This window comes from Planctomycetia bacterium (genome assembly GCA_015200345.1).
GTDB lineage: Bacteria > Planctomycetota > Phycisphaerae > UBA1845 > UTPLA1 > PLA3.
In genome coordinates this window covers 3,735,200-3,748,510 of record CP054187.1, presented here as the reverse complement: position 1 = coordinate 3,748,510, position 13,311 = coordinate 3,735,200, and the positions used below count along the sequence as shown (strand labels likewise).

The 13,311-nt window shown below is 63.0% G+C and carries 13 protein-coding genes and 1 pseudogene; 6 read left to right on the top strand and 8 right to left on the bottom strand.

Translation table 11 applies throughout. The annotated features are described in order from the left end of the window. Positions 1–57: 57 nt before the first annotated feature. From HRU71_15250 to HRU71_15240, 3 genes and pseudogenes are all read left to right on the top strand, one after another. The gene (locus HRU71_15250; GenBank protein QOJ05038.1) at positions 58–1,272 is read left to right on the top strand and encodes an ABC transporter ATP-binding protein; all 1,215 of its coding nucleotides are present in this window, start codon (positions 58–60) and stop codon (positions 1,270–1,272) included. Positions 1,273–1,464: 192 nt separating this feature from the next. Continuing rightward, positions 1,465–2,022 (top strand): annotated as a pseudogene (locus HRU71_15245) (peptidylprolyl isomerase). A 516-nt stretch (positions 2,023–2,538) separates the two neighbouring features. Beyond that, positions 2,539–2,931 carry an FKBP-type peptidyl-prolyl cis-trans isomerase gene (locus tag HRU71_15240; protein QOJ04761.1) on the top strand — a complete coding sequence of 131 codons (393 nt, stop codon included), beginning with the start codon at positions 2,539–2,541 and terminating at the stop codon, positions 2,929–2,931. A gap of 15 nt (positions 2,932–2,946) precedes the next feature. Here the strand turns inward: HRU71_15240 and HRU71_15235 are convergent, their stop codons facing one another. From HRU71_15235 to HRU71_15205, 7 genes are all read right to left on the bottom strand, one after another. Beyond that, a complete protein-coding gene (locus HRU71_15235; GenBank protein QOJ04760.1) occupies positions 2,947–4,272 on the bottom strand; it encodes a TlpA family protein disulfide reductase in 1,326 nt (441 codons plus the stop codon). Between the two features lie 128 nt (positions 4,273–4,400). Then, positions 4,401–5,456 (bottom strand): hypothetical protein, encoded by a 1,056-nt coding sequence (locus HRU71_15230; GenBank protein ID QOJ04759.1) that lies wholly within the window; start codon positions 5,454–5,456, stop codon positions 4,401–4,403. A 249-nt stretch (positions 5,457–5,705) separates the two neighbouring features. Further along, the gene (locus tag HRU71_15225) at positions 5,706–5,885 is read right to left on the bottom strand and encodes a hypothetical protein (GenBank protein QOJ04758.1); all 180 of its coding nucleotides are present in this window, start codon (positions 5,883–5,885) and stop codon (positions 5,706–5,708) included. A 52-nt stretch (positions 5,886–5,937) separates the two neighbouring features. Next, a complete protein-coding gene (locus HRU71_15220) occupies positions 5,938–6,330 on the bottom strand; it encodes a hypothetical protein (GenBank protein ID QOJ04757.1) in 393 nt (130 codons plus the stop codon). After that, complete coding sequence (locus HRU71_15215) at positions 6,308–7,369, bottom strand: ThiF family adenylyltransferase (GenBank protein QOJ04756.1); 1,062 nt, start codon at positions 7,367–7,369, stop codon at positions 6,308–6,310. The genes HRU71_15220 and HRU71_15215 overlap by 23 nt, the downstream gene beginning before the upstream one ends. Further along, positions 7,366–7,935: a hypothetical protein gene (locus tag HRU71_15210; protein ID QOJ04755.1), complete on the bottom strand. Its 570-nt coding sequence runs from the start codon at positions 7,933–7,935 to the stop codon at positions 7,366–7,368. The genes HRU71_15215 and HRU71_15210 overlap by 4 nt, the downstream gene beginning before the upstream one ends. A gap of 100 nt (positions 7,936–8,035) precedes the next feature. Then, positions 8,036–9,259, bottom strand: coding sequence for a rhomboid family intramembrane serine protease (locus tag HRU71_15205; protein ID QOJ04754.1), 1,224 nt, complete (start codon positions 9,257–9,259; stop codon positions 8,036–8,038). Positions 9,260–9,452: 193 nt separating this feature from the next. On the opposite strand from HRU71_15205, the gene rplU reads away from it, so the two are divergent. The 3 genes from rplU to HRU71_15190 all read left to right on the top strand — a co-directional run bounded on the left by rplU (position 9,453) and on the right by HRU71_15190 (position 12,974). After that, positions 9,453–9,767, top strand: coding sequence for a 50S ribosomal protein L21 (gene rplU / locus HRU71_15200; GenBank protein ID QOJ04753.1), 315 nt, complete (start codon positions 9,453–9,455; stop codon positions 9,765–9,767). A 122-nt stretch (positions 9,768–9,889) separates the two neighbouring features. Beyond that, a complete protein-coding gene (locus HRU71_15195) occupies positions 9,890–11,377 on the top strand; it encodes a hypothetical protein (protein ID QOJ04752.1) in 1,488 nt (495 codons plus the stop codon). Between the two features lie 67 nt (positions 11,378–11,444). Next, a complete protein-coding gene (locus HRU71_15190) occupies positions 11,445–12,974 on the top strand; it encodes an MATE family efflux transporter (GenBank protein QOJ04751.1) in 1,530 nt (509 codons plus the stop codon). 25 nt (positions 12,975–12,999) lie between these two features. On the opposite strand, the gene HRU71_15185 is transcribed toward HRU71_15190, so the two are convergent. Then, positions 13,000–13,188, bottom strand: coding sequence for a hypothetical protein (locus tag HRU71_15185; protein ID QOJ04750.1), 189 nt, complete (start codon positions 13,186–13,188; stop codon positions 13,000–13,002). Between the last annotated feature and the right edge of the window lie 123 nt (positions 13,189–13,311).

The window sequence follows — 13,311 nt, the reverse complement described above, 5'->3', positions numbered from 1 at the left end:
ATGACCGCCGCCGTCCGTGTCCAGCACGTCAGCAAGCGATTTCGCCGCGGCGAAGCGATGGATTCCCTGCGCGATGTGCTGGCGCGATCGCTCCGACGATTCCGTCGCCATCCAACCGATGCAACGGGCCGCGCATCCGGTGAGTCCCGGCACGATTTCTGGGCCGTGGACGACGTCTCGTTTGAAGTGAACCCCGGCGAGGCCTTCGGCATCATCGGCCCGAACGGCGCGGGCAAGAGCACGCTGCTGAAGCTGCTCGCCGGCATCATGCCGCCGACGCGCGGCGAGATTGATATCACCGGTCGGGTCTCCGCGCTGATCGAACTGGGCGCGGGCTTTCACGGCGACCTGACCGGCCGCGAGAACATCTACCTGAACGCGAGCATCCTCGGCCTGTCGCGCCGCGAGACGGCAGCTCGGTTCGACGACATTGTAGCGTTCGCCGGGATCGGCGAGTTCCTCGACACACCCGTGAAACGCTACAGCAGCGGCATGCACGCGCGGCTGGGGTTTGCCGTCGCGGCGCACGTCGAGCCGCAGGTGCTCCTGGTCGACGAGGTGCTGTCGGTGGGTGATCGCGCCTTCCGAGCGCGCTGCATGGACAAGATGCGCGAGTTTCTCCGCCATGGCGTCGCGATTGTCTTCGTCTCACACGATCTCGGCGCGGTGCAGCGATTCTGTCATCGCGCCATGGTCCTGTCGCACGGCCGCCCCGCGTTCATCGGACCGGCCGTCCGCGCCGTCGGCCATTACTGGGAAGTCTCCGGCGAAACGACGCCCCATGCCGCGGCTCCGGGCGCGGGCGCGCGGGTTCGCAACCTGCGCCTGAACGGAATCGAGCCGGGCGATTCGGCTGTCTTCCATCCCGGTGAGGCCCTGCGGTTTGAATTTGATGTCGCGTACTCGATGGAAATGCTCCGGCCTTCCTACGGTCTGTCGCTGATTCGCCTCGACGACCAGGCGGTGGTGTTTGAAACGAGCAGCACGCGCCTGAACGCCGTGGCGCCACCCGCGCAGCCCGGCGAGTCGCATCACGTTTGCTACGAGTTCCTCGCGAACGTCGTCCCCGGCGCGTACGCCATCGGCTTGCACGTGCGTGAGGCAACCGGCTCGCACTACGCCGTATTCGACACGCATGCGGCGCGCCTGATCATCGACGGGGAGTCCCTTTCCGGCGGCCCGGTCCACGTCGCGCCGCGCGTCGCCATCGCGCGACAAAGCGATTCTCCCGCGCCGGTCCTTCGCAATTCGCTTTGCGCCGGCGCGGTTTAGAACCGCGTCATCCGCGCGATTCTTGACCCCTGCCGCGTACGCGATTATTCTCCCCCACAGGCTGCGCTGCAACGTCGAGGCGTTCTTGACCGGTCGGCGCGGCGATCTCCCATGTGAGTGTTTCGAATGACCGCTGCACCGCTTGTACGCGTTCTGGGGCTTTCCCTCGTCTTGATTTTCAGCGCCTGCGCCATGGCCGACGACAAGAAGCCCGCGGACGCCGCTTCAACCCCCGCCGGAGAAGACAAAGTGAAAATCGCCGATCGCGACTACGTGAAACTTTCCACGACGATGGGCGATATCTACCTCGAACTGGATCGCTTCCACGCACCGATCTCCACACAGAACTTCCTCGACTACGTCGAGAGCGACTTCTACAACGGCACGATCTTCCACCGGGTCATAAACGGCTTCATGATCCAGGGCGGCGGCTTTGAAAAAGACATGAAGCAGAAAACCACTCGCGCCGGAATTAAGAACGAATGGCGCAATGGCCTCACCAACAAACGCGGGACCATCGCCATGGCGCGTCTCGGCGGCCAGGCCGACTCCGCCACGTCACAGTTTTTCATCAACGTCGTCGATAATGACGCCCTGAACATGCCACGCGACGGCGCCGCCTATGCCGTCTTCGGCAAGGTCATCAAGGGCATGGACGTGGTCGATCGCATCAAGGGCGTCCCGGTGCAGGATATGGCCGGCCACCAGAACGTGCCGGTCGAGCCGATCATCATCACCAAGGCCACCCGCCTCAATCCCAAGGATGACGAAATAAAAGCCGAGATCGCCAAGGAACGGCTGGCCGAGGAGCAGGAAGCGAAGCGCCTCGAGGAGGCGGCGAAGAAGGCCTGGGACGACGGCATGAACGTCGTGCGAAAGCAAGGCGGCGACCCGGACAAAGGGACGAAGACCGCATCGGGCCTGTGGATGTACGACGTGCAGGTCGGCACGGGCGCGACGCCGGCCGTCACGGATCGCGTCAAGGTCCATTGCACAGGCTGGTTGGTCGACGGCAAGAAGTTCTACTCCACGCGCGATCAGGGCGAGCCGTTGGTTCACCCCGTGAATCAGTTCATCAAGGGATGGACCGAGGGGCTGCAAACCATGAAGGTCGGCGGCAAGCGGATGTTCCTGATTCCGCCGGAACTGGGCTACGGCGCGCGGGGCATGCCGCCGGCCATTCCAGCCAATGCGACCCTTGTCTTCGAAATGGAATTGCTGGACATCGTCAAGTAACGGCCCGCCGGGTCGTTGAAAGGACGCCGCATGAACGCACTGGAACAAGCCAGGGCCTTCGCCCTATCCAAGGGCGCCGATCTCTCCAAGGCGCAGACCAGCCGGACCGGCCTGTGCCACATCGATGTGACCGAGGGCACCGGTCCCTCTCCGAAGCCGACTGACAAGGTCACGGTGCATTACACCGGCTGGCTGCCCGACGGGAAGAAGTTCGACTCCTCGCGCGATCGCGGCCAGCCTGCCGCCTTCGGATTGAACCAGGTCATTTCCGGATGGACCGAGGGCGTCGGCTCCATGAAGGTCGGCGGCCGGCGCATGCTCATCATCCCGCCCGACCTGGGCTACGGCGCGGCCGGCGCCGGCGGCGTCATCCCGCCAAACGCTACACTTGTATTCGATGTGGAACTGCTGAAAATCGGCTGATACACGCTCGGGCCGTCAAGGCACGTCTTCCTCATACTCCGACTCGCCCCGGGCGGGCTTGCGGGCGCTGGCCGCCTTTTTCGTCGGTATGGATTCCATCGTTTCCAACTCCGCGCCTTCGTCCGGCTCGTCAAATCGATCACGGCTCGGCTCGCGTTCCAGCCCCGCCGATGCCGGCCGAACCGGCGTTTCCTCCACGCCGGTTGATTCGGCGCCCTTCGCACGCTGCGCCGGTTGTTCGCCCGATGCCGATCCCGACTCGCGCAACCAGCCCACGACGAGGTAGTCGCACTGGATCGCCCCCTTCACGCTGCCCGGATCATATTCGATCGACGTCGGCGTCAGGCTTGCCTGCTGCAGCAGCTTCTGCGTCTGCGCCGGCTTGATGAAGTCAAAGAATCCCTGCTTCTGCAACGCTTCGACCAGGTAATCCGCCGTCAGAACACCGAGCGCATCCGCCTCGCGACGGCCCATCCCCGTGGGGAACGGCAGCACGCCGATCCGAGGATTCTCTCCACGGTCGATTCGCTGCGCGATTTGCGCGGCCATCGCGTCGGCCAGCTTTCGAGAATCACCCGGACCGGCCGTCACCTCGGCGATGGATTCGTACGATCCGGTCTTCACATTGATGATCTTGGCTCGCAGACCGCTGTCCGGAACCCTCGCCACCTGTGCGACGCGGCCATCCGTAATGCCTCCGGGCGAAGCCATCAACCCGTGTCGCACAAGGTCGCGTGTCTGCTGCTCAATGGCAGAAAGCGGCGTATCGGAGAAACCAAAGCTCACGATCTTGCCGGTGCGGCTGATCACGAATCGCGCGGGAATGTCGTACGTCCACTGCGGATGCAGCCATTCCCGAATCGCCGCGCGGTTGGATTCCGGTATCACGACGCATGGAAAATTCGCGTTGCCGCCGTGCAGCATCGGCACGATCACGTTGCCCCACTTCTCCGGCGGGTCGAAACAGCAGGCAATCACCTGGAACCCCTCGTCGGCCAGGTCCTCCTGCAAACGCGAAAGCATCTGCATCTCTTCCCGATTGCGCTGGTTCCACGACGCCCAGAAGTCGATCAACACGACGTGATGACGATATTGAGACACCAGCCGCTTCAACCCTTCGGCATCGAGCACCGGCGGCACGTCGGGATAGCGATAACGGAACGTCGACGGCGGGGGCGCCGCCGAGGGCGCCTTGCCCTGGTAGTGATAGGTGTTGTCCAGCGGATAGCCGTCGGTGGTGCAGCCCGTCAAACCAGGACCCAGCGACATCAGACTCAACGAAGCAACTAAGATGGATGCTGGTACTCCACGCCGCGCGGTGATTCGATTCGCCTTCATCATCCCTGATCTCCTCGAGCCGATCCTTCGATCACCCGCATGCACTCGACCGCTCCTGGAAGCACACGCCGGGTCACGGCTCGCGTTGTAAGTTCCGTACGGAGCTTACCGTATATCGTCTTTCGCCACGACTATCCTTGCGAAGCCGTCTCGACGGGAACTCCGGACGGTTCCATCCCGCCGTTCTCCGCCGCACGACGCGACAGGACAACCATGTGCTCGCGCACCTCCCGGGCCATGCGAGTATTGGGAAACTCGTCGATGATTTGCTGTCCGGCCTCGAGCGCTCCCTTCCAATTCTGTTCCGTGACCGCCAGCGAAAACTGCACGCCAAGATTGTGTAACCGCGCCCGGAAGACGCCGCGTGCACTTTCCTCCAACGCAGCCGCCTCATTCGGCGTCAGGAACTGGTCCAACTCCTTGAGAATGGCTAGACCGCGATCGACTTCGTTCCGCTGGACCGATTCATCCCATTCTTTCAGCAGGCGGCGCTTGTGCTCGTTGCGCCGCCGCGCAAAGAGCTTGGGCAGTTCCGCCACCGTCGGATCGTTGCGATGCTCCGCCAGGAGCCGGTCCATCTCGCGACGAGCCCGATCCCATTGAAGGTGACCGATCAGGTCCTCGACGTGCCGGACGGCTTCCTGAAGTTTCTCATTGCGCTCGCGATCCCGGGACTGATCCACGTCGCGACGCAGGCGCTCGGCCTCGTTGCGATAGCCATGCCGCTGCTCCAACTGATCCAGCAGCGCATAAGCCGCTTCGTGATCGCCCCGGATGATTTCCTCGTTGATGGCCAGCCGCAGGGCGTTTCGTTCGTATTCGCGATGCTTGATCGAGCGGGCGACGTCCGACAACGGCGCGTTCTCGGCGATGGATTGCAGCAACCGGTCATGTGACGCCATCGTGGCATGAACGTCCCGCAGAATATCGTACGATCGAAAACTGTTGGCCTCGACCTTGAACAACAGATCGATCAAGTCCCAGGCGAAAATAAACGCCGCCGCCAGGAGAAACACCATCGACGCCACGCCAACCATCAGCACCGTACGCAGAAAGGTGTCAACCTCCGCCCACGAGGCGAGGTAGAGCCCGGCGATGCCCATCGACGCCAGCCCGACGACCGCCAGCCATCGCCCGAATCGCGCTGCACGCCGTATGTTGTCCAGCCTGGTGGGTGCTTCAGACATGCCCGACCTCGTGTGAGCGGCCGCCCCCTCAAAACCGGCAGCCTATTCAATCTTATGCTCTCTGCTGATGATCGCCAATGGCCTGCATGATGCAGAAATTGTTAACCATCTGAAAACAATAACGTTATGTTAAACTGATGCCAATCGTACTACATAGCAGCGAAGATTTGCTGGGCATGTACCAGCCCGCCCGCGCTGTGTCGCAGCGACGAATCCCCGATCCGGCAAAGCAAACCCCGATCGAGTGATTCATACGATCGGAGGCGGAGCCGCTCCCCTTGCTTGAAATGCGTTTTGTATTTCTTCCTGCATCTTTTTGAACTCCAGCTCGCGGCGTGCCAATTCCCGGCCGCGCGCCAGGATACGGAGAAACACCACCCCACCCAGGCACATGACGATCGTGGCTCCAAGAAGCGGTGCGTCCATCATGCGTGCATCCGGCGATCGATCCGAACGGAACGATTACGGCGACTTCATTCCCTTATCGGTTTCCGGTTCCGTAATCGTCGCCCATTTCCGCCTCGCCTGACGGAATCATCAACAGGTTGTTCTGTTGCAGGAATTCTGCCTCGGGCATCGTGATGCTGTAATACCCCGGTTTGGACAGGCGAACCTTGCCCCCACCGGAAAACTTGTCCTTGATGATCCACCAGCGGCCGTTGCCGTCGGTGCGCCCCAGTTGCTTCCACGAGCCGTCGCTCTGCTGCTGTTCGATCAGGACATCGTTGACCGACCAGGCGGATTGCCGATCGCTGATCTGGCCCATGTGGACCAGCTCCTGGCAGCCGGTGCCACCAATGAGACACCCCGCCAGCGCCGCCGCGCCGATCCACGCGCGGCGTCCACTCCGACTATTGCCCGATGTATTTCGCATAAACCGTCCTGGCTTCATTCGGATCACCGGTCCCCTTGATGATCGCGCGCCCGTCGCGGAACAGCGTCACCGTAAAGCGATCCACATCGAAGCGTAGTAAATATCGGTTCAAACAAGGCGGCGACTTTGCCGCACCGGCTATCCGCCGCGCCACCGCGTCCAGATCGACCCCCGATCTGCTTCCGGGAATCTGCACCGCATCCCGGCCGCACAAGGTCGCCGTGCGCGCGCCGCCCGCGGCGAGGTACTCGTATTGCCCTCGGCCGCAGCAGGTGCACCGCCCCGGTTCGTACGCACCTTGCATATCGAAGCAATCCATCGCGCCGGTCCATGCGTTGATCTGAATCAAGCAGCGTCTCACTTCGCCGAGCGCGCCGGTGAGAATCTTGATCGCCTCGATCGCCTGGCGCGACGCCACAAGATGCACCAGCGGACCCAGCACGCCAGCCGTATCGCACGTCGGGTTCATGCCCGGCGGCGGCGGCTGATCCCAGATGCACCGAAGACACGGCGTCTGCCGCGGGAGGATCGGCATGATCATCCCTTCGATGCCGACGCACGCGCCGTAGACCCACGGGATCCCGTGCTTGACGGCGACATCGTTGATCAGGAAACGCGTCTCGAAATTGTCCGTCCCGTCCAGCAGCACGTCCGCCCCTTCAACGAATTGTTCGATGTTTGTCGCGCAGGCATCCGCGATGATCGGCTCAATCGCAACATCGGAATTGACCGCGGCGAGGCGCTGCGCGGCGGCGACGGCCTTGGGCGACCCGGTCGCCACATCGGACTCGTCGAACAATACCTGACGCTGGAGATTGTTTAATTCGACGTAATCGCGATCGACGAGGCGCAGGCGCCCGACGCCCGCGCGCACCAACTGATCGGCCAGCACCGTGCCCAGCGCGCCGCAGCCGATTAGCGTCACATTCGCGGCACGAAGGCGCTCCTGCCCGGCGGGTCCGATTTGCGGCAGCAGGACCTGTCGCGAATAGCGACTTTGCCGCCAATCCGTGGCGCGATGGGTCGAGTCGTGACTCATTCGTACGATGCCGTCGGTGGTTTGCCGTCTTCCCTGGCCAATGCGTCGAGGTAGCCCTCGGGCGGCGGATTTCGGTCGGCATCGGCCAGCGGGGCGGGACGAATGCCGGCCGGATGGGGCGCTTCCGCGAAAGCCGACGAAACCGGTCGCGCGGCCGCAGCCGTCGAATCCGCAGTGCCTGCGGCCTGGGCCGCCTGATGCATGCGCCACGCCTGCCGTGCCTCGCGCAGAAACATCAGACCGAACACGACGTACAGGATCGCCTGCACGTTGCCGCCGCCGGAGCCGACGACGCCATAGCCCCCGCCGAAGATCATCAGCAACCCGGACAAGCTCGATACAACCGTCTCAATAGGCCTCGCCGCCGGCAGGCCCGCGAAGTACAACAGGGCCACCAGCCCCATGCCGATCCCGCCGAGGCGAAGGGTCCAACACAGGATGTTCCCCGTGGTTTGCAAAAACGAATCCGGATGTTGCCAGGGCGTCAGCACCATCCAGCCAAAATACAACATCAACGCGGCGGGAATCAGAGAGTACGGGCCGTTTGATCGAAGCGAATCGCTCATGGCGGCTCCCGAAAAACGCGACCCCGGACCTGCCGGCAACGACGCCTGCGTCGCACGCGGAACGATCGATTGTATCCTCGACACCCCGCCGACGCGACGTCTACTCCATCGGACGGCCCAGCGCCGTGCAGCTCGCGTTGAGCCAGTGTTGTGCCTGTTCGACCTGGTCGCGGTTGGTCAGCCGTTCCAGACAATCCCGGAGGTAGTGCACCGCCGCCTCGTGTTGTTCGAGATACTTGGCGTAAATGATGCCGAGCAGGAGCTTGATTTGCGTCGTCTCGGAATCGGATGGATAGGTCTTGAGAAATTGCTCGTAAGCCCGGGCCGCCTGTGGATGGCGCTGCAACGTCATGAGTTGATTGGCCACTTCCAGCATTTGTCGTCGCGGCAGGCACGTTTCCGGTTCATGAACCACCAGTTGCTCATAGCGATCGGCCGCGCCGACGTAATTGCGCTGCGCCAGCAGGTCCGCGATATCAGCCCGTAGACGGGCCGCCTCGCTCATCGGGGCGGGCGTCGCCAAATCGACGCGGTCGGCGCTGATCGGCCGGGCAACGCGTCCGAACTGTGCCCGGGCCCGCGCCGCCGGATCGGCCATGGCGATCTTGAACTGCTTGCGCTGGTAGTGCCGTCGGATCAGCGCCAGGATGTCATATTGATCGCGCGGAAGCGCGCGCACCAGAAGCATGACCAGCGTCACGACGAACCCAAAGAAGTAGCCGGCAAGGTGCGCGGAATACGCGACTTGAATCGCTTCGCCCCGGTGTTGTAGCTGCGGTGACAGGATATTGTCCCAAAGGATGATCTTCAGACCGATGAGCAGCATCGCCTGGACGTGCACGGCGCCAATCGTGAAGAAGAGCCAGTAGAAGACCGTCACGACGGCCCGCGGGAACAGAACGAGGTAAGCCGTGGTCACACCAGCGATCGCGCCGCTTGAACCGAGGCACGGATTGTCGCTCGTGAGAACAAACCCCACGCCGGCGAATACGCCGCAGGCGAGGTAAAAAAGCAAATACGCGATGTTCCCCATCTTGTCGTTCACGCTGTTTCCGAACAACCAGAGGAAGAGCAGATTGCCGCCAAGATGCCAGAGGTCGCCATGGATGAACTGATACGAAAAGAACGAGACCAGGCGCAAATCGCCGGGCACCAGCATCCAGCTCTCTCGCAGATCGGCGCCGGCGCCCTGCCCCGACCGCGCCATGGACCCCATCGCCAGCACAATGACATACAAGGCGATGTTGGCGATGATCAATGCGTGGTTGGCCCACGGCCAGCGTCGCACTTCGGAATGAGTTTTGATCGGCAGGAGCAATAACAAGAATGATCCCCTTTCGTAACCCGCTTAATTACATGATTTTAATCGCGTACGCAAAGTCCGGCAGGCCGCCGATGGTCCCATTGGTAGCTTGCCGACCCCTTGCCGAGTGAAGCCGTTTCCCCGATACTGGGATGCTTCGACCGATCGAACGACGCACACAGACTGCCTTTGCAAACGGGAGCCGAAGAACACCATGTATGCCATCATCGAGGACGGCGGCAAGCAATACCGAGTTGAAAAGGGCGACACGCTCTTCGTCGAGACGCGCGAACTGCCGGCCGGCGCGAAGTCCATTGAATTCGATCGAGTGCTGATGCTGGGCGACGGCGCCAAGAGCAGAATCGGCACGCCATGGGTCGCCGGTGCGAAAGTATCCGCCACGCTGATGAAGGCCGTTCGCGGGCCCAAGCTGGAGATCGTGAAGTTTCGCCGCCGCAAGGGCTACAAGCTGCACAAGGGCCATCGTCAAAACCTGCTTCAGGTCAAGATCGAGAAAATCGCCGAATGACCGGCCGGGCAGAGTTCCGGCGTACAAAGATCAACAGATCCCATGCCGCGCGTTTCATGTGTGATCGTTGCGACAGCGATTGAGTCGTTGTGACACGATCGACCCGACCGAGGCCAGCCGTGATGCCGATCGCGATTCTTCGCCGATGGATTCCCGCGGCGATGACCGCGCTCGTCCTGTTGAGCGGACTCGCTCCGATGCTGTCGCTCGAATCCGCCGATGCGGATTCGCCGCAGAACGACGCGCCCGCGTACACGTTCTCGCTGCGATTCGACCCTGCCGAGACGGTTTACTACGAAATCGAGTCGGAGTTTCGCGACAGCGGCGGGGTTGCCCCGCTCCTCACTTACACCGCCACCCTCAAAGATCGCCGAACAATCACACAGCGGGCCAACTCCCCGACCTCGCAGCCTCTGGCCATGCCCGGCAGCGGGATGCTTAGCCTCGTCTGGGAATGCGACCGGTATGAAGCGCGCGAGCAGAGCATGAAAGAGGAAGAAGTGTACGACTCGCACCGGCACCTCTTTCCGCCCGCCTCGATGCGGGAGCTGGAGGCCATCGCCGGCTCCAAGACCGCCTTCCTCCTGTTGCCGGAAACCGGCGGCATTCACAACATCACCCTGACGCCGGCCCCGCTGACCTGCCCGATCCCGCGGCGCGGATCGATGGGAAAGACCATCGAGCGCAGCACGCTGACGGCGCCGAACATGAAAGTCATGCTTGAAGCGCTCGCAGCGTCCTGGTTTCCCAAAGAACCGAAGCGGGTGGGTGACACGTGGACCGTCGCCACGAGCGAGCCGCAGACAAACGTCGGCGCAATCCAAATCACCACGCGCTGCACCCTCCGGTCTGTTCGCCAGGTCGAAGGCCGCGACATCGCCCTGATCGATCTGACGTCCGACTTGAAACTCGAGCCGATTGCCGAACCCGAGCCGACCGTATCGCCGGTCGTGCTGAATCCTGCCAGCCAGCCGACGACGCAACCTGCGCAGGTCATGCCGCCGACCACGTCGCAGCCGGCACCGCCGCATCCGGCCGCGACCCAGCCTGCGACGACTCGCCCGATCGCGTACCCGCGTCCGCCCCGCAAGCAGACCAAGGACTTTCGCCTGGACAAGGGGGCCTATTCGGGAACCATCGAGTATGACCTCACCCGCAATCGACCCATCCAGGTCTCGCTGCGAAAGGAAATCAGCCTCGTAGCCGATGTGGAATCGCAAACGACGGGAAAAATGCAGATCCGCCAAGCGACGACGCAAGTGTTGAAAATCCGCACGCTTGCCGGACCGCCGGCGAGACCGCCCCTGGTCGGCGGCAAAGTCCTACCCAAGCTGACGGACGCCGAAAAACAAATCCTCGACCAACTGAAGCAAACGCCGCCCCCGGCGACGCAGCCTAATCGGTCCAACGAGAGCCGCGTGCCACCCGGCGCGCGTGATCTGCGCAGCTCGCGCTCGGGGCCTGGAGTGATCTCGACCGGAGGCGACGGCCCCGCCCCCGTCAAGGTCAAACGTACGCCGACGCCGCAGCCGCGGCACCAGCCGACGAGTCGATCCGTTCCGACCTCGCGCCCTGCGACGCGTAAGCTGGATCCGGCAAGTCACTCGTAAGTCGGCACCCTGAATCCGGCGACCGTATCCGAATCGCTGCTCCGGCCCGCAGGAACTCGACGCACGGATGCCATCTCCATCGACCAACCCGCCATCCGCCCCGCAAGCGCCTGCGGCGTCGATCGTGCCCGATGCCGAATCGAGCGAATGTTTCGCAGAATTTCCGCCGGTTTCAACCGAATCCGCCTCATCCCTGCTTCTTGGCGGGCCGATTCGACCCGCCGTGTTTGCGCTGGCGCTGCCCGTTCTGGGTGAACAACTGCTCAATGCAGCCGTCACTTGGAACGACGCGCTCATCGCCGGTCGCATCTCCGCCGAAGCCACCAACGCCATCGGCATCGCAGGCTACATCAGTTGGCTCATGACGATGCTGTTCTGGATGGCTGATACCGGTGCGACAGCCATCGTCGCGCGGGCAACCGGCGCGCGAAACTTCAACGAAGCACGTCATGCGACCAATCAGGCGTTTGCGCTCGCCGTGGCGATGGGGATGGCGGGTACGTTGTGTGTTCTCTCCACGGCTCCGGGTTTCGCGGCGTTGTTGAACATGCACGGCGCAGCCAACAGCATCTCCGTGCGATTCATGCGGATCGACGCGCTGGGATTGACGGGGGCCGCGATTTCCCTGGCGCTGGCAGCCTGTCTGCGCGGCGCGGGCGACACGCGCACCCCACTGGTCGTGCTGGGCGGTGTGAACGTGATCAACATCACGCTGACCTGGATTCTGGCCCTGGGTTGGGGGCCGATTCCCGCCTTCGGCGTCGACGGCATCGCCTGGGGGACCGTCGCGGCGCGATGGTGCGGTGCGATCTGGATGATCGCCCTGCTGGCACGATCCGGCGGCGGTTCTGCTTCAGGCGAATACGCTGCGAAAACCAGCCGAAATGTGCTGCGCGCCGCGTTGCAGCTACGACCGTCGTTTATGCGACCGGATTCGCAGCTGATCCGGCGGATTCTGAAAATCGGCGTGCCCGCGGCCGGAGATGGGCTGGTGACTTTCTCCGGCCATTTCGTGTTCATGATGATCGTCACGCGCGTTCCGTCGGAGTTCCCTGTGGCCGTGCTCTACGCCGCGCACATCGTCGGCATTCGGATCGAATCGCTTAGCTACCTGCCCGCGAACGCCTACGGCGTCGCCGCCGCCGCACTGGTCGGACAAAACCTCGGCGCGAACCAGCCCGACCGCGCCGCACTGGCTGCGCGCGAGGCCGCCCGGCAAGCGGCCTGCTTGCTTGCGTTCAACGGGCTGTTGTTCTATTTCGCGGCCGAGCCGCTGTTTCGAATTCTCTCCGATGACCCGCGTGTTTGGGCTTGCGGCGTGCCCGCGCTGCGCGGACTGGCATGCGTGCAAATTCCGCTTGCGTTTCTGATTGTGTACGTGGGGGCATTGCGCGGAGCCGGCGATTCGCGGTCGCCGATGCTCTACACCGCTCTCTCGATGGCCCTGGTGCGCGTGCCGCTGGCCTATCTCGGCGGAATCGTATTCCGGGGCGGCCTGCTGGGCGCCTGGTTGGGCATGTTCGGTGATATCGTCAGCCGTGCCGTGCTGATGTCGCTGCGGTTTCGCCTCGGCCGCTGGAAACGCATTCAGGTCTGATTCCGTTGAAACCCATACCGCGGCATCACACCTTCGCGACGGCTGCGGATTCCAGTTGTTCATAGAGGCGGCGCAGGGTGGTCCGCAGGCTCTTGAGATCGTCGTGGAATTCCGGTGTACGCGTGTGGCGAATCTCCGGCCCCAACTCGTTTATGCGTTCCTTGACCAACGTTTTCAGGATCGCCAGGTCTTCCCGGCTCAATTCAATCATCATGGTCCTACTCCTCATGCAAGCCGGCTTGGGCGATGGATCTCGGCGCGCCCCCGACAGCCGCCAACGACCTCATCGAGGTCGTCAACTCCGCTCGGCTGATTCGCGATGCTCGCATGAGCCGCG